9 protein-coding genes, 1 tRNA gene and 1 pseudogene are annotated in these 17,354 nt (G+C 73.2%); 8 read left to right on the plus strand and 3 right to left on the minus strand.

Features of this window, described 5'->3' with window-relative positions; translation table 11 throughout:
* The first annotated feature begins 260 nt into the window (after positions 1 to 260).
* The gene (locus J3P41_RS09285; RefSeq protein WP_246861924.1) at positions 261 to 1,736 is read left to right on the plus strand and encodes a glycosyl hydrolase family 18 protein; all 1,476 of its coding nucleotides are present in this window, start codon (positions 261 to 263) and stop codon (positions 1,734 to 1,736) included.
* Positions 1,737 to 1,969: 233 nt separating this feature from the next.
* On the plus strand, positions 1,970 to 9,025 hold the full coding sequence (locus tag J3P41_RS09290) for a CshA/CshB family fibrillar adhesin-related protein (protein ID WP_210650033.1): 7,056 nt from the start codon (positions 1,970 to 1,972) through the stop codon (positions 9,023 to 9,025).
* A gap of 177 nt (positions 9,026 to 9,202) precedes the next feature.
* Here J3P41_RS09290 and J3P41_RS09295 read toward each other — a convergent pair whose 3' ends face one another.
* On the minus strand, positions 9,203 to 9,694 hold the full coding sequence (locus tag J3P41_RS09295) for a YajQ family cyclic di-GMP-binding protein (RefSeq protein ID WP_210650034.1): 492 nt from the start codon (positions 9,692 to 9,694) through the stop codon (positions 9,203 to 9,205).
* Positions 9,695 to 9,777: 83 nt separating this feature from the next.
* Here J3P41_RS09295 and J3P41_RS09300 point away from each other — a divergent pair.
* The 5 genes from J3P41_RS09300 to J3P41_RS09320 all read left to right on the plus strand — a co-directional run bounded on the left by J3P41_RS09300 (position 9,778) and on the right by J3P41_RS09320 (position 13,936).
* Positions 9,778 to 9,859, plus strand: a tRNA-Tyr gene (locus J3P41_RS09300).
* Positions 9,860 to 9,941: 82 nt separating this feature from the next.
* Entirely contained in the window at positions 9,942 to 11,189 is a 1,248-nt protein-coding gene (locus J3P41_RS09305; protein WP_210650035.1) for an AGE family epimerase/isomerase, read from the plus strand.
* Positions 11,190 to 11,209: 20 nt separating this feature from the next.
* Positions 11,210 to 12,172 (plus strand): carbohydrate kinase, encoded by a 963-nt coding sequence (locus tag J3P41_RS09310; protein ID WP_210650036.1) that lies wholly within the window; start codon positions 11,210 to 11,212, stop codon positions 12,170 to 12,172.
* The gene (locus J3P41_RS09315) at positions 12,169 to 13,509 is read left to right on the plus strand and encodes an MFS transporter (protein WP_307861913.1); all 1,341 of its coding nucleotides are present in this window, start codon (positions 12,169 to 12,171) and stop codon (positions 13,507 to 13,509) included. Before J3P41_RS09310 ends, J3P41_RS09315 begins: the two co-directional genes overlap by 4 nt.
* Positions 13,510 to 13,567: 58 nt before the next feature.
* Positions 13,568 to 13,936 carry a Rieske (2Fe-2S) protein gene (locus J3P41_RS09320; RefSeq protein ID WP_210650037.1) on the plus strand — a complete coding sequence of 123 codons (369 nt, stop codon included), beginning with the start codon at positions 13,568 to 13,570 and terminating at the stop codon, positions 13,934 to 13,936.
* Between the two features lie 47 nt (positions 13,937 to 13,983).
* On the opposite strand, the gene J3P41_RS09325 is transcribed toward J3P41_RS09320, so the two are convergent.
* Complete coding sequence (locus J3P41_RS09325; protein ID WP_210650038.1) at positions 13,984 to 14,679, minus strand: histidine phosphatase family protein; 696 nt, start codon at positions 14,677 to 14,679, stop codon at positions 13,984 to 13,986.
* A gap of 139 nt (positions 14,680 to 14,818) precedes the next feature.
* On the opposite strand from J3P41_RS09325, the pseudogene mptB reads away from it, so the two are divergent.
* Positions 14,819 to 16,141 (plus strand): annotated as a pseudogene (gene mptB, locus J3P41_RS18665) (polyprenol phosphomannose-dependent alpha 1,6 mannosyltransferase MptB); the annotation flags it as partial.
* Here mptB and J3P41_RS09330 read toward each other — a convergent pair.
* Entirely contained in the window at positions 16,138 to 17,319 is a 1,182-nt protein-coding gene (locus tag J3P41_RS09330; protein WP_210650039.1) for a glycosyltransferase, read from the minus strand. The pseudogene mptB and the gene J3P41_RS09330 sit on opposite strands and share 4 nt — an antisense overlap.
* Positions 17,320 to 17,354: the final 35 nt, after the last annotated feature.

Raw genomic sequence — 17,354 nt, forward strand, 5'->3', positions numbered from 1 at the left:
GTCCCCAGCCGCTTCCTGACCCGTGGACGTGGCGTCCGCCATCCGCACGGGTCCCAGGATGTGAGACGCCTCTCACTGGCTACGACGATACGTGACGCCGGTCACATTCTGCCGGTGACCAGCAGGTTTGTTAGTCCGCTTGACGTAAAAACGGACGCGATTTGTTAGTCCGGCTTACGAACCCCTTGCCGCCGGGTGTCGCCGCTCCCTACGTTCGTGGCAACGGGCGCCGTCCGCGCCCCATCCACTCGGGAGGATCCATGCTGTCCACGCACATCCCACGTCCGGGGTGGCGACGCATCGTCGGCCTGCTGGCCGCGCTCGTCGTCACCGCCGCACTGCTGCCGTTCGCGCTCGCCGCGCCGGCCTCCACGCTCGCCCCGGCCGGCTCGTCCGCCCTCGCGGCCTGCACCGCCCCCGCTTGGAGCGCGAGCGCCGTCTACACCAGCGGCGCCCAGGTCACCCACGCCGGCCACACGTGGCGGGCCAAGTGGTGGACGCAGAACGAGACGCCGGGCACCACCGGTGAGTGGGGCGTGTGGGCCGACCTCGGCGCCTGCGGCACCGGTCCCACGGACCCGCCCCCCACGGACCCGCCGCCGACGACGAACCCGCCGGCCCCGGGCGGCAAGAAGGTCATCGGCTACTTCACCAACTGGGGCACGTACGGCCGCAACTTCCACGTCAAGGACCTCGACACCTCCGGGTCGGCGGGCAAGCTGACCCACATCCTCTACGCCTTCGGCAACGTCCAGAACGGCCGCTGCACGATCGGCGACTCCTACGCCGACCACGACCGCGCCTACACCGCCGCGCAGAGCGTCGACGGCGTCGCCGACACCTGGGACCAGAGCCTGCGCGGCAACTTCAACCAGCTGCGCAAGCTCAAGGCCAAGTACCCCCACCTCAAGGTCCTGTGGTCCTTCGGCGGCTGGACCTGGTCCGGCGGCTTCACCCAGGCGGCCCAGAACCCGCAGGCCTTCGCCTCCTCGTGCCGTGCGCTCGTCGAGGACCCGCGCTGGGCCGACGTCTTCGACGGCATCGACATCGACTGGGAGTACCCCAATGCGTGCGGGCTGAGCTGCGACGCCAGCGGGACGCAGGCCTTCCCGCGGCTCATGCAGGCGCTGCGCGGCGCGTTCGGCACCGACTTGGTCACCGCCGCGATCACCGCCGACGGCACCAGCGGCGGCAAGATCGAGGCCGGTGGCTACGGCCAGGCGGCGCAGTACGTCGACTGGTACATGCCGATGACCTACGACTACTTCGGCGCGTTCGCCGCGCAGGGCCCCACGGCTCCGCACTCGCCGCTGACGTCCTACCCCGGCATCCCGACCCAGGGCTTCGACTCCAGCACCGCGATCGCCAAGCTCAAGGCGCTGGGCGTGCCGTCGTCCAAGTTGCTCCTCGGCCTCGGCTTCTACGGTCGCGGCTGGGCGGGCGTCACCCAGGACGCGCCGGGCGGATCGGCGACCGGTCCCGCGCCCGGCACCTACGAGCAGGGCATCGAGGACTACAAGGTGCTCAAGCAGCGGTGTCCAGCGACGGGCACGGTCGGCGGTACGGCGTACGCCAAGTGCGGCGACCAGTGGTGGAGCTACGACACCCCGGCGACGATCGGCACCAAGATGGCCTACGCCAAGCAGCAGGGCCTGGCCGGCGCGTTCTTCTGGGAGCTGTCCGGAGACACTGCGAACGGTGAGCTGATCACGGCCGTGAGCAGCGGCCTGCGCTGATCCCTCGGCGCCCGCGTGTACGGCGCGCACGCCCGGACCGGGAGCGGTCGACCGCTCCCGGTCCGGGTGTTTCCCGGCTGTGGCCCGCCGGTGTCCGGCTTTTTACTCGAACGTCTGTATTCGCACCTGCGCTGTGCCACCCTCTCCCCGTGTGAGCCTCGCGGTGCTCGCGTCCCAGGGGTCCCCGCGCGTCCCCGGCGGTCCGCGGGCTTCCGCTTGAGGAGATGCCCGGGATGCCCATCGGTCGAAGGCAGCAGGCCACGTCCGCCCGCACACGCGGAGGCCGGACGCAGGTCCTGGTGCGGGCGCTGTGCCTGATCACGCTGCTGGTGTCCACCATGACGGCGGTGTCGGGGGTGGAGCCCGCCGAGGCGAGGTACGCCACCGGCGGCACCGGCGCCTACCGGGGATCCATCGACTGGTTCGAGTGGGGCACCGCCGGGCAGGCGATCCCGGCCGCCGGGCTCACCCGCACCAACACCCGCACCGTCGCGGGCCAGGCCCTCGTGACCACGTGCCGGATCGGCGCGCCGAGCGGCGGTGCCCTCAGGGCGTACCGCCCCGGGTCCTACACCGGCGACGGCCTCGACGACATGTACAACATCGGCGGCACCGGGGGCGCCAACCAGCTGGTCACGGGCCTCGCGGGCGCGAACGGCACGACCATCACGTTCACCCTCAGCTGCTCGGTGACGCTCGGGGGCGTTGCCGTCCCGCTGGCGGGACTGGTCATGGCGGACGCCGAGGCCAGCGGGAGCAACGAGTTCATCCAGGCCACGATCCCGGCGGGCGCCGACTGGCGCGTGATCGACCGGTACCGGTCGCCCGGCTGCACCCAGACGGCCACGCTGACCCGCACGGGACAGACCCTGCGCGCCACGGGCCCCACCGCCGCGTGTCCCACCTACCCGACCACCGTCGCCTTCATGGAGCGGGCCAGCTCGGCGACGGTCACCATCCGCGGCGGCGGGGTCTCCGCCATCGCCCTCGGCGTCATGCTGTTCACCGACTTCGGAGACGCGCCGGCGACGTACGGCCAGGCCGGCTCGCTGTACTCGCCGGCCTTCGCCGGCGGGGTGGTGCCGCAGGGCAACTCGTCGCTGTTCGGCACCGCACTCGCCACGCCCACCCAGCCCGCGACCCGGCTCGGCGCCACGGTCGACGCCGAGCCCGCTCCCCAGCCCAGCGCGACGGCGAGCTCCGACGGTGGCGACGATGGCGTCGTGATGCCGGCGCAGACAGCGGTGACGCCCGGCAACCCCTACACCCTGCCGAACGTCCGCTGCACCGGGCCGGGCTTCGTGTCCGGCTGGATCGACTGGAACCGCAACGGCGTCTTCGACGCCGGCGAGCGCTCCGGTGCTCCGGTGAGCTGTCCTGCCAGCGGCGTCACGAGCCTCACCTGGACCGTCCCGGCGGACGCGCGAGCCGGAGCATCGTTCGCCCGGCTGCGCATCGGCCCGACCGCGGCGACGGCCGGTTCGCCGACCGGGATCACCACGGCAGGCGAGGTCGAGGACTACGCCGTCAACCTCGTCCTCCCGACCCTGCGCCTGACCAAGACCTCCGACGCCACGACCGCGACCCGCGTCGGCGACACCGTCACCTACACCGTGACCGCCACGAACACCGCGGCCGTCCCCTTCACCGCGGCCTACCCCGCCGTGGTGATGGACAGCCTCGCGGGAGTACTCGACGACGGCGACTACAACGGCGACCTGGCCGCCAGCCAGCCGGGCGCCCGGGCCTACGACGAGCCGGTCCTCTCGTGGAGCGGCGCGCTGGCAGCCGGCGCCTCGGTGACACTGACCTACAGCGTCACCCTGCACCGGGGCGGCGACTCGACCGTGCGCAACGTGGCGTTCGTCCCCCCGTGCAACCCCGCCGCCGCGACGTGCGACCCGGCGCCGCCGGCACAGTGCGTGAACGGCGTCGACCCGGCCACCGGGCTGGCCTGTGCGGCACACGTCTATCTGCTGCCGCGACTGACGGTGAACAAGAGTGCGGACACCACCGAGCTCCCGGCGGTGGGGCAGCCGGTCACCTACACCGTGGTGGCCACCAACCCCGGTCCCGGCACCTACACCGCCGACGCCCCGGCGTACGTCGTCGACGACCTGACGGACGTGCTCGACGACGCCGACCTCGTGGCGGGGTCCGTGGCCGCCAACCGTGGAGCCGCACCGGTGGTCTCCGGCACGCGCATCACCTGGAGTGGTGCCCTCGCGCCCGGTGAGTCCGTGCGGCTGACCTACTCGGTCGTCTACGACGCGGCCGGCGACAACCGGCTGGTCAACGTGGCGTTCGGGCCGCCGGACCCCGCCGACCCCACGCCGGTGTGCAACCCGCCGCTGAACGGGGTCGACCCGGCGACCGGCGCTCCCTGTGACCGCAACCAGATCCCGGGTGCCGAGCTCACCGTCGCCAAGACGGCCTCGCCCCCGACCGGCACCACGGTGGCCGCCGGCGAGGCGGTGACGTACACCCTGTCCTTCGAGAACGACGGCGCGGCCGCGGCCGCGGTCGACTGGACCGACGACCTGGCGGGGGTGCTGGACGACGCGGCCGTGATCGACGGCCCGACGTCCTCGGCCCCCTCGCTCACGGCCTCGCCGATCGCCGGCGGCCGGTTCACCGTGACCGGCACGGTGCCGGCGGGCGACACCGTGACGGTGACCTACCGGGTGCGAGTCCTCGCCGACGGCCAGCGTGGCGACGACGTGCTCGTCAACCACCTGGTGCCGGGCGACGCCCCTGTCCCCGCCGAGTGCGTGCCGACCGAGCTCCTCTGCACGGTGCACCCCGTTCCGCAGCTCGTGGACTCCAAGACGGTGGACCCGGCCTCCCACACCACCGTGGTGGCGGGTCAGGAGCTGACGTACACGCTGACGTTCGCCAACAACGGCGCCGCGCCCGGTGCGATCGACCGCGAGGACGACCTGACCCACCTGCTCGACGACGGCGTCGTGGTGAGCGCCCCCGCATCCTCGGACCCGGCGCTGACGGTGTCGGGGATCGTCGACGGCAGGTTCTCCATCAGCGGGACGCTCGCGCCGGACCAGACCGTGACGGTCACCTACGTCGTGCGCGTCCGTCCCGACGGCGACCGTGGCGACGACGTCCTCGCCAACTACCTGCTCGACCCGGACGTCGCGCCGCCCAGCCGGCCGGTGTGCGCCGTCGGCTCGGAGGACTGCACGCGCAACCCGGTGCCGGAGATCGTGGACTCGAAGTCGGTGGACCCGGCCTCGCACACGACGGTGGTGGCGGGTCAGGAGCTGACGTACACGCTGACGTTCACCAACACGGGCGCGGCGGCCGGCACGGTGGACCGGGTCGACGACCTGAGCCACGTGCTCGACGACGGCTCGGTCACCTCGCAGCCCGTCGCCTCGGACGCGGCGCTCAGTGTGTCGGCGATCGCGGACGGTCGGTTCGCGATCACCGGGAGTCTGGCGGCGGGTCAGACGGTGACGGTGACGTACGTGGTCACGGTGGGCGCCGACGGCGATCGTGGCGACGACGTGCTGGCGAACTTCCTGCTCGACCCGGACGCGCCGACGCCCACGACCCCGGCGTGTGCGCCGGGCTCGGAGGACTGCACGCGCAACCCGGTGCCGGAGATCGTGGACTCGAAGTCGGTGGACCCGGCCTCGCACACCACGGTGGTGGCCGGTCAGGAGCTGACGTACACGCTGACGTTCACCAACAACGGCGCAGCGCCCGGGACGGTGGACCGGGTCGACGACCTCACCCACGTTCTCGACGACGGTGCCGTCACCTCGCAGCCCGTCGCCTCGGACGCCGCGCTCAGCGTGACGCCGGTCGCCGGCGGACGGTTCAGCATCACGGGTGAGCTGGGTGCGGGGCAGACGGTGACGGTGACCTACGTCGTGCGCGTCCGTCCCGACGGCGACCGTGGCGACAACGTCCTGGCGAACTTCCTGCTGAACCGGACGCAGGACCCGCCGCTGTCCCCTGACTGCGCCGAGGGCTCGGAGGACTGCACGCGCAACCCGGTGCCGGAGATCGTGGACTCGAAGTCGGTGGACCCGGCCTCGCACACGACGGTGGTGGCGGGTCAGGAGCTGACGTACACGCTGACGTTCCGCAACATCGGTGCAGCAGCGGGGGCGGTGGACCGGGTCGACGACCTGAGCCACGTGCTGGACGACGGCTCGGTCATCTCGCAGCCGGTGGTCTCGGACGCGGCGCTGAGCGTGTCGGCGGTCGCGGACGGCAGGTTCGCGATCACCGGGAGTCTGGCGGCGGGTCAGACGGTGACGGTGACGTACGTCGTGCGGGTGGGCGCTGACGGTGCTCGTGGCGACGACGTGCTGGCGAACTTCCTGCTCGACCCGGACGCGCCGACGCCGTCGACCCCGGCGTGCGCGCCGGGCTCGGAGGACTGCACGCGCAACCCGGTGCCGGAGATCGTGGACTCGAAGTCGGTGGACCCGGCCTCGCACACCACGGTGGTGGCGGGTCAGGAGCTGACGTACACGTTGACGTTCCGCAACACGGGCGCTGCGGCTGGGACGGTGGACCGGGTCGACGACCTGAGCCGGGTGCTCGACGACGCCACGGTGGTGACGGGTCCGAGGTCGTCGGCGCCGGCGTTGACGGTGTCGCCGATCAGCGGCGGGCGGTTCAGCGTCACGGGTGAGCTGGCTGCGGGCCAGACGGTGACGGTGACGTACGTGGTCCGGGTGCTGGGTGATGCTGCTCGTGGCGACAACGTGCTCGAGAACCACCTCCTGCGTCCCCAGCAGCCCCTGCCGGACACGTGCGAGGCGGGCTCGGAGGACTGCACGCGCAACCCGGTGCCGGAGATCGTGGACTCGAAGTCGGTGGACCCGGCCTCGCACACGACGGTGGTGGCGGGTCAGGAGCTGACGTACACGCTGACGTTCCGCAACATCGGTGCAGCAGCGGGGGCGGTGGACCGGGTCGACGACCTGAGCCACGTGCTGGACGACGGCTCGGTCATCTCGCAGCCGGTGGTCTCGGACGCGGCGCTGAGCGTGTCGGCGGTCGCGGACGGCAGGTTCGCGATCACCGGGAGTCTGGCGGCGGGTCAGACGGTGACGGTGACGTACGTCGTGCGGGTGGGCGCTGACGGTGCTCGTGGCGACGACGTGCTGGCGAACTTCCTGCTCGACCCGGACGCGCCGACGCCGACGACCCCGGCGTGCGCGCCGGGCTCGGAGGACTGCACGCGCAACCCGGTGCCGGAGATCGTGGACTCGAAGTCGGTGGACCCGGCCTCGCACACCACGGTGGTGGCGGGTCAGGAGCTGACGTACACGTTGACGTTCCGCAACACGGGCGCTGCGGCTGGGACGGTGGACCGGGTCGACGACTTGAGCCGGGTGCTCGACGACGCCACGGTGGTGACGGGTCCGAGGTCGTCGGCGCCGGCGTTGACGGTGTCGCCGATCAGCGGCGGGCGGTTCAGCGTCACGGGTGAGCTGGCTGCGGGCCAGACGGTGACGGTGACGTACGTGGTCCGGGTGCTGGGTGATGCTGCGCGTGGCGACAACGTGCTCGAGAACCACCTCCTGCGTCCCCAGCAGCCCCTGCCGGACACGTGCGAGGCGGGCTCGGAGGACTGCACGCGCAACCCGGTGCCGGAGATCGTGGACTCGAAGTCGGTGGACCCGGCCTCGCACACGACGGTGGTGGCGGGTCAGGAGCTGACGTACACGCTGACGTTCCGCAACATCGGTGCAGCAGCGGGGACGGTGGACCGGGTGGACGACCTGAGCCACGTCCTCGACGACGCGAGGATCATCACGGCGCCTGCTGCCTCGGACACCGCGCTCGCCGTGAGCGCTGTCTCCGGTGGACGCTTCGCGATCACCGGTCGGCTCGCGGCCGGTCAGACGGTCACGGTGTCCTACACCGTGCGCGTCAACGGTCCGGGCCAGGCGGGCGACCACGTGCTGGCCAACTTCCTTCTCGACCGCGACGCGCCCAACCCGACGACCCCGACCTGTGAGCCCGGCTCGGAGGACTGCACCCGCAACCCCGTGTCGCAGATCGTGGACACCAAGACCGTGGACCCCGCGTCGGGCACGACCGTGCTGGCCGGCCAGCACCTGACGTACACCCTGACGTTCCTCAGCGTCGGTGCCGCCGCGGGAACGGTGCACCGGGTCGACGACCTGACGCACCTGCTCGACGACGCCACCCTGACCACGGCGCCCGTCGCCTCGGACCCAGCCCTCGCCGTGTCCGAGGTCGCGGACGGACGGTTCGCGGTCACCGGCCGGCTCGCTGCGGGCCAGGAGGTCACGGTGACGTACGTCGTGACGGTGAAGGCCGACGGCGGCCGTGGCGACAACCTGCTCGGCAACCACCTGCTCGACCCCGGGCAGCCGACGCCGCCGACGCCGGGCTGTCCGTCGGGAGCGGAGGACTGCACGAGCAACCCGGTGCCCGAGATCGTCGACCACAAGTCGGTGGACCCCCGGGACGGCACCCTGGTGGACGCTGGTCAGCAGCTGACGTACACGCTCACCTTCACCAACCGCGGCGCCGGTCCCGGCGCGGTGGACAAGGTCGACGACCTCACCCACGTCCTCGACGACGCCGTCGTCGTCACGGCCCCGAGGTCCTCGGACCCGGCGCTGAGCGTCTCGGCGATCGGCGGCAGCCGGTTCTCGGTCACCGGCACCCTGCGTGCCGGGCAGACCGTGACGGTGACGTACGGCCTCGAGGTCAAGAAGGCCGGCAAGCAGGGCGACGGGATGCTCGTCAACCACCTCCTCGAGCCGGGTGCCCCGCTCCCGCCCCTGGGAGAGTGCGACGCCGCGGGCACGGCCGGCGAGGACTCGACCTGCAACCCGGTCAGGCAGTTCGACCTGTCGCTGGCCAAGAGCGTGGTCAGTGGTCCGCGTGCCACGGTGGGCGACAGGGTGCGGTACCGCCTGCAGGTCGCCAACAAGGGGCCTGACGCCACGCGTGGCCCGATCACGTTGGTCGACCGGCTTCCGAACGGACTCGAGCTGGTCTCGGCGAAGGGCTCGGGGTGGAGCTGCAAGGCGCGCAAGGCCACCGACACCGTCACGTGCGTCACCACGGCCGAGCTCCGGTCCGGCGCGAAGGCGCCGGCGGTCCACATCGTCGCCAGGACGACCAAGGCCGCCACGCGCAAGGGTCTGGTCAACGTGGCCACGGTCAGTGTCGCCGGCGACACCGTCCGCGCCAACAACAAGGACAAGGCCAAGGTCATCGTCCGCCCGGTGCCACACCTGCCGGAGACCGGCTTCCGATGGGTAGTCTGACCAGTCGGGGCGCGCATGATCGCCACCCGCGCTGACCCGAGCTCGGCGGGTTCGGGCCCCGGCGGAATCGTGGAGGATCCGAGTCACCTAGTGACCCGGATCCTCCACGATCCCGGCTAGCGGCGTGTCTCTTGCTGTGCGATGAACGAGCGGCTTCCACGCTCAGAGGCGCGTAGATCAGCGGTAGTTGGTGAACTGCACCGCGAAGTCGTAGTCCTGCGCCTTCACCAGCTGCTGCACGGCCTGCAGGTCGTCGCGCTTCTTCGACGAGACGCGCAGCTCCTCGCCCTGCACCTGCGCCTTGACGCCCTTGGGGCCCTCGTCGCGGATCAGCTTGGAGATCTTCTTGGCGTCCTCGGAGGTGATCCCCTCCTTGAGCACGATGTCGATCTTGGACACCTGCCCGGACTGACGCGGCTCGGAGGCGTCGAGGATCTTCAGGCTCTGGTTGCGCTTGATGAGCTTGTCCTGGAAGACGCCCAGCACCGCGCTGGCGCGCTCGTCGGCCGACGCGGTGATCTCGATGGCCTTCTCGCCCTTCCACTCGATGCTCGCCCCCGTGCCCTTGAAGTCGAACCGGGTGGCGATCTCGCGGGCCGCCTGGCTGAGGGCGTTGTCGACCTCCTGGCGGTCCAGCTTGCTCACGATGTCGAAGCTCGAGTCAGCCATTCTGTGCCTCCTTGGGGGCCTCCTGAGGGGTGCCCCGGCGATTCGTGGTGATGTCCGTGCCTTGCTATTGTTCCGCACGGCCCGGCAGGTTGCCCGAGCGGCCAAAGGGAGCTGACTGTAAATCAGCCGGCATTGCCTACAGAGGTTCGAATCCTCTACCTGCCACGCTTCACTCCCGGATCCGTTGCTGCGGGTCCGGGAGTGGTCGTTTCTTGACCCGGGCGCCCCGGTCTGCGTGACTTCGCGGGTGAGCGAGCAGACGACGGTGAGACCCGGTCCCGACGACGCGTGGCTGGACGGGGAGTGCCGCCGTCTCCTGGGTTTCGGCCTGCGGGTCGGGCACCCGGCCGGCGGCGCGGCCTGGCTCGACGAGGACGGCAACCCCGACCTCGACCGTCCGGTGCACACCTGGATCACGAGCCGCACGGTCCACGTCTTCGGCCTCGGCGCCCTCCTCGGGGTGGAGGGGTGCGCCACGATCGCCGCCGCGGCCATCGCCGGGCTGCGCACGCGGCTGCGGGACGAGGCGCACGGCGGGTGGTTCGGAGCGGTCGACGCCGGCGGCGCACCCGTCGGCGGCACCGGCAAGTCGTGCTACGACCATGCCTTCGTGATGCTCGCCGGCTCGACCGCGGTGGTCGCGGGACTGCCGGGTGGCGACGAGCTGCTCGCCGACGCGACAGCGGTCTTCGAGGAGCACTTCTGGGACGAGGCGGCGGGCCGCGTCGTCGACGAGTGGGACGGCGCGTGGACCGCGCCCGTGCCCTACCGGGGGCTCAACGCCGCCATGCACTCCGTGGAGGCGATGCTCGCGGTGGGTGACGTCACCGGGGTCCCGGCCTGGCACCAGCGGGCGGCGCGCCTGGCGGAGCTGGCGGTCGAGCTCGCGGCGGCGTACGACGGCCGGCTGCCCGAGCACTTCGGCCCGGACTGGTCGGTCGACCTCGAGCTCAACCGCGACCGTCCCGACGACCCCTTCAAGCCCTTCGGCGCGACGGTCGGCCACGCCCTGGAGTGGGCGCGACTGCTGCTCCACGTCGAGGCCACCCTCGGGGACGAGGCGCCGGCGGGGCTGCTCGACACCTCGCGCCGCCTGTTCGACCGCGCCGTCGCCGACGGGTGGCACGTCGACGGTGCGCCCGGCTTCGTCTACACCACCGACTGGTCCGGGACGCCGGTCGTGCGCGACCGGATGCACTGGGTGGTGGCCGAGGCCATCGCCGCGGCCGCCGCGCTGCACCGGCGTACGGGCGAACCGGCGTACGCCCAGCGCTACGCCGAGTGGTGGGACTACGTCGTCGCGCACGTGCGCGACGTCGAGCGCGGCTCGTGGCACCACGAGCTCGACCCGGCCAACCGCCCGCAGGCGTCGGTCTGGTCGGGCAAGCCCGACCTCTACCACTCGGTCCAGGCGACGCTCCTGCCGCGGCTCCCGCTCGCGCCGAGCCTGGCCGCCGGTCTCGTCCGGGCGGTGGCCTCCTACGAGTGGCGCTGAGCGAGCGGCATGATGAGCCCATGACGGACGCGCGACCGACAGTCCTCGTCGTCGGGGAGGCGCTCGTGGACGTCGTCCCGGACCCCGACGGGCGGGTCCGCGACCGGCCCGGCGGCAGCCCCGCCAACGTGGCCATCGCGCTCGGCCGCCTCGGGCGCGACGTCCGGTTGGTGACCCTGCTCGGCGACGACGCTCGCGGGACGCTGGTGCGCTCGTGGCTGCAGGCGAGCGGCGTGACGGTCCTGGCGGGCGCGCCGGGCAGCGGACGTACGTCCAGCGCCGCCGTCAGCCTCGACGCGTCCGGCGCGGCGACCTACGACTTCGACCTGGCCTGGGACCTGGCCGACGTGCCGGTCGAGCACTGCGACGTCCTCCACGTCGGGTCGATCGCGACGGTGCTCGAGCCGGGCGCCGCGGCGGTGCTGGCGGCGGTGCGCCGCCACCGGGGTCAGGCGCTGGTGTCCTTCGACCCCAACGCCCGCCCGGCCATCACTCCGGACCGCAGCGGCCCTCTCGCCCGGGTGGAGGAGCTCGTCGGCCTCGCCGACGTCGTCAAGGTGAGCGACGAGGACCTCGCGTGGCTCCACCCCGGCGACGATCCCGTCGCCACCGCGACTCGGTGGGCCGCGAGCGGGCCCGGCCTGGTCGTCGTCACCCGCGGCGGCGACGGCGCGGTCGCCGTACGCCCCGACGGCACCCGGCTGGAGGTGCCCGGGGTGCCGGTGAGCGTCGCCGACACGGTCGGTGCCGGGGACACCTTCAGCGGCGTCCTCCTCGACTCCCTCGTCGGGCTGGGCGTGCACGGGCCCGGCAGCACCCGGGCGCTGCGCGCGCTGAGCGACCGCGACGTCCTCGAGGCGGTCACCACCGCGGCCATCGGTGCGGCGATCAACGTATCGCGCCCCGGAGCGGACCCGCCGTCGCGCGACGAGCTCACCACCGCGCTCGGTCGGGACGGCCGCCGCGGAGCGGGCCCGGAGTGAGCGCCGAGCAGGTCCACGACATCGGCCGGCGGCGAGCCTGGGTGATCTGGCTGGTGGCGCTCGCGGTCTACGTCCTGGCGGTCTTCCACCGCAGCTCCCTCGGCGTCGCCGGGATCATCGCCGCCGACCGCTTCGACATCACCGCCACCAGCCTGGCGACGTTCACGGTGCTCCAGCTCGTGGTCTACGCGGGCATGCAGGTCCCGGTCGGCGTGCTGCTCGACCGGTTCGGCTCGCGCGCGATGCTGCTGTGGGGGCTCGTGCTGATGACCCTCGGCCAGTTCGCCTTCGCCTTCTCCGAGTCCTTCGCCGCCGCCGTCGTGGCGCGCGCGGTGGTCGGTGCCGGCGACGCCATGGTGTTCGTCAGCGTCATCCGCCTCGTCACGGTGTGGTTCCTGGTGCGGCAGGCGCCGATGGTCACCCAGCTCACCGGCCTCACCGGCCAGCTCGGCGCCATCGCGGCCGCCGGACCGCTGTCGTACCTCCTCCACGAGCTCGGCTGGACGCGCGCCTTCGCGTTCACCTCCAGCCTGGGCCTCGTGCTGCTGGTGGCGGTCGTGGCGCTGGTCAAGGACTCGCCCTACCGGCGCGACGACGTGGTGGCGATCAAGCTGCGCGCCCTGGCGCAGTCGGTCCGCACCGTCTGGGGCAACCCCGGGACCCGCCTGGGGATGTGGTCCCACTTCACCTCGCAGTTCTCCGGCACCGTGTTCGCGCTGCTGTGGGGTTACCCCTTCCTGGTGCAGGGCCTCGGCTGGTCGTCGGGTGGTGCCAGCACCCTCCTCATGGCGATGACGGCGTGGGCGGTGGTGAGCGGGCTGGTCCTGGCCCGGCTGGTGGCCCGACTGCCCTACTACCGCTCGTGGATCGTGGTGGCGATCGTGGTGGGGATGGTCGTGCCCTGGACCGCGGTGCTGCTGTGGCCCGGCGCGGCGCCGGGCTGGCTGGTGGTGGTGATGGCCTTCGCCACGGCGAGCGGCGGCCCGGCCGCGATGGTCGGCTTCGACCTGGCCCGCTCCTTCACCCCGGCCCACGAGACCGGTCGCGCCAACGGGCTGGTGAACGTCGGCGGCTTCACCGCCTCGCTGCTCACCATGGCGCTGATCGGCGTCGTGCTGGACCTGTCCGCGCCCGGCGGGATGGCCTCGTACACCCTCGACGACTACAAGCTCGCGATGGCCGTGCAGTACGTCTTCTGGGCGCTGGGGGTCTACCAGGTCCTGCGCTACCGTCGCCGCGGCATCGCCCACCTCACCCGGGTCCACCCCGGGGCGGTCGAGCAGATGCGCGCGGGGCAGCCGTTCGTGCATCCGGGCATCGGGACCGAGGGCGTGTAGCGGCACCCCCACCCCGCGGGGCGTGTGCAGACCCTCGGTCGGCAGGCAGTCTGGAGGCATGACCAAGACCCCGAGCGTCCCCAGCGACCAGCTGGCCCCCGGCCAGGTACGCCGCGCCGGGCCCTGGGCGGTCGGCAACCGCGACGGCGAGCTGTTCGCCGTGTCGCGCCGCTGCCGCCACCAGCTGGCCGACCTGTCGAAGGGCAGCATCGACGCCGACGGCTGCCTGGTCTGCCCGTGGCACCAGTCCCGCTACGACGTCACCACCGGCGAGATGGTCCAGGGGCCGCGCGGCTTCCTCGGCTACCACGGGCGTGCCCCGGGATACGCCCAGCTCGTGCGCGGCTACAGCAAGGTGCTCAAGCTGCGGGTCGCGCACGCCGTACGCCGCGGCGCCGAGATCGTCGTCGAGCGCCGCCGCACGTAGCCGGCCGCAGCCGCCGCCCACGTCGGTCCGGAAGCCCCGGTCGGGCCCTAGCCGACCCGTCCGTCGCCGTCGGCGTCCAGGTCGCCGGTCGGGTCCTCGGCGCTCGGGTCCTCGAGGTCGGGCGCGCCGGGAGCGGTGCCGCCCACCGGGTGCCCCTGCCACGACACCATCCGCCAGCCGCCGTCGGGGTCGCCCTCCAGGACGATCAGCGCGGTGTTGTGCAGCGGCTGCGTGGCAGGTGGGGCGTCGGGGTGCGGCTCCATCCGCGTGGCGACCCAGGTGCGCAGCGCCGCGCCGTGGCTGACGACCAGCGCCGCGTCGTGCCCGGCGTCGACGATGGTGCGCACCGCGGTGTCGAAGCGCGCCAGGAACTCCTCCCCGGTCTCGCCGCCGGGCATCCGACGGGCCAGGTCGCCCTCCAGCCACGCGGCGACGGTGCCGATGTAGCCGGCCACCGCGTCGTGGTCGCTGCGCATCTCGAAGTCGCCGGCCTGGATCTCCTCCAGGCCGTCGAGCTGCGTGGGCTCGATGCCGCGCTCGCGCGCCGTGGGCGCCGCGGTCTGGTGGGTGCGCACCCGGCTGGAGACGTAGATCGCGTCCAGGTCCTCCCCGGCGATCGCCCGGCTCGCCGCGGCGGCCTGGGCCCGGCCGAGGTCCGTGAGGTCCGCACCCGGGTGGGCGGTGTCGAGCTCGCCCGACACGTTGGCATGGGTCTGGCCGTGTCGCATCAGCAGCAGTCGCACGAGGAGAGCCTAGGACCCGCCCGCGAGCCGGGGACCACCGCGGGACGGCGGTTGGCCGGTCGTTCACCCGCGCGTCAGGTCGCGGTCGGAAGCGGCCCCTACCGTCCGCTGCGTGGTGTCCAGGGGTGTGTTCGGCAGCGTGCTCGTCCTGCTCGGCGGCCTGGTCGTCGCGACCATCCCGCCCAGCGCGGCCGTGGCCGAGGTGGAGACCCTCCAGCTGTTGCGCGGCTCGGCGTTCGGGCGGATGACGGGACTGGTGGTCGTCCTGGCGGGGCTCGGCATGCTCGCCTCCGCATGGCTCCACCTCTGCCGCGTCGCGGCGCGCGCGGACCGGCGCGACCAGGTTGCCGTGCTGGCCCGGGTGCGAGCCGCGACGGTCGCGTGGACGCTGCCGCTGCTGCTCGCCCCGCCGCTGTTCTCCCGCGACGGCTGGTCGTACGCCGCCCAGGGCACGCTGGCGCACCGTGGGATCTCGCCCTACGAGTACGGTCCCTGGAGCCTGGTGGGCCCGCGCTCGGTCCCCGGGCCGATCGTCGAGGGGGTCGATCCCCGGTGGATGGCCACCCCCGCCCCCTACGGCCCCGTGCCCCTCATCGGCGGCGACCTCGCCGCGGGCCTGACCGCCGACCCCTGGCTGCTGGTGGTCGCGCACCGCGTGATCGCCCTGGTGGGGCTCGTGCTGCTCGCCTGGGCGGTGCCGCGGCTGGCGATCTGGTGCGGAGCCAACCCGGCCCTGGCCGCGTGCCTGGTGCTGGCGTCCCCGCTGATGGTGTCCAACGGGGTCGCCGGGCTCCACAACGACCTGCTGATGGTGGGCCTCATGGCCGCTGCCCTGGTCGTGGCGCGCGAGCACGGCTGGGCGGCCGGTGCGGTGCTCGGCGGCCTCGCGGCCGGCGTGAAGCTGCCCGGGGGCCTGGTGTGCGTGGGCATCGTGCTGCTGACGCTGCCGCCCGCGGCGGCCGCGGCGGCCCGCCTGCGGCACGCGGTGCGGGTGGGCGCGGTGTCGGTCGCTGCACTCGTGGTGCCGGGTGTCGTCTGGGGGCTCGGCATCGGCTGGCTCGGCGCGCTGTCGGTGCCGGGCACGGTCAACACCCCGCTGTCCCTGCCGACGCTCGTGGGCGGGTGGCTGGACCTCCTCGCCCGGCTCGTCGGACTGGGCACGCCGCCCGAGACCTTCCTCGACCTGGTGCGGCTCGTGGCCCAGGCCGGCATCGTGGTCGTCGCGGGATGGGCGCTGCTCCGCGTCGCCACGGGCGACCCGCGACGCGCCGTCTGGGCGGTGGCCCTGGTGATGGCGGGCACGGTCGCGCTCAGCCCCGTGGTCCACCTCTGGTACTTCCTGTGGGTGGTCCCGTTCATCGCCGTGCAGCGGCTGGGCCGCAGCGCCATGGCGGCGCTCGTCGCGGTGTCGCTGGTCTCCGGGCTGGTGGCGCCGATGGACTCCTCACTGCACGGCGCCTACCTGGCGATCGTGATCGGGTCCCTCGTCGTGGCCGGCGTGGCCGTGCTGCTGCTGATCACCCGGCGCGCCCGCGAGCGGCTCGACGGCATCGCCACGGTCGAGTGGACCTCGAGCATCGACTCGACGGTCGCCGACCAGGGATAGCGCTCGGCGCGGCGCCGCGCAGCCGCCCGGCGGGTCGCCGGCGCCCGCGCGGCGACCTCGAGCACCGCGTCCGCGAGGGCCGCCGGCTCGGGGCTGGCCCAGGCGCCTGCCGTCTCGTCCACCAACTCGCGCGCCCCGCCCCGGTCCGCGGTCACCACCGGGGTGCCGGAGGCCAGCGCCTCCAGCACGGCGAGGCCGAAGGTCTCGCCGGGGCAGACGCTGAGCGCGACGTCGGCGTGGGCCAGCGCCCGGCTCAGCCGGGCGGGGGAGTCGACGTAGCCGCGGAACCGGACCGGCGCGTCGGCGGCGAGCTCGACGAGCTCGTCACGGTGCGGACCGACGCCGTAGACGTCCAGCCGCACCGGTACGCCGCGCCGGTGCAGCTCGACGGCCGTGGCGACCGCCAGGTGCGGGCTCTTCTCGCGCGACAACCGGCCGGCGTGGACCAGCCGGAGCCCGTCCACCGGACCGCGCGGGTGCGGGCGGAAGGTCTCGAGGTCGACCCCGAGCGGGACGCGTACGACGGGGCAGCGCGCGGCGTCGGCGACGTGCTGGAACTCGCGCTGCGCGTAGGCGGAGGTCACCACCACGGTGTCCACGCTGCGCACGAGCAGGCGGTTGAGGAGGCCGACGGACACCTTGGACGGCGCGTCCAGGCCGGTGCGCAGGGCGAGCATGTCGTCGAGCCGCTCGTGGGACAGCAGCACCGACCCCACCCCGCTGCGCCGCGCCCACCTCGCCACCGGCATGAGCGTCAGCTTGTCGCTCAGCTCGATCGAGGTGGGCCCCCACTGCTCCAGGACCTCGGTGACGCGCCACGGCTCCACGATCAGCCGGTAGCCGCCGCCCACCCGCGGCGCGCGGAGCTGGACGACGTCGCCGAGGGGGGTGGAGGTGCGGGAGTCCTCCGGTCCGGGCACGACCAGCAGGCGGCGGCAGCCCGCGTCCACGTAGCCGGCGCCGAGGGCGCGCAGTGCGGTGCGCATGCCCCCCGAGGCCGGTCCGACGAAGTTGGCGAGCTGGGCGATGCGCATGGGGCGCACGCTGGCGCAGCCAGGTGAACGGATGC

Source organism: Nocardioides sp. SYSU D00065 (assembly GCF_017916425.1).
Classification (GTDB): domain Bacteria; phylum Actinomycetota; class Actinomycetes; order Propionibacteriales; family Nocardioidaceae; genus Nocardioides.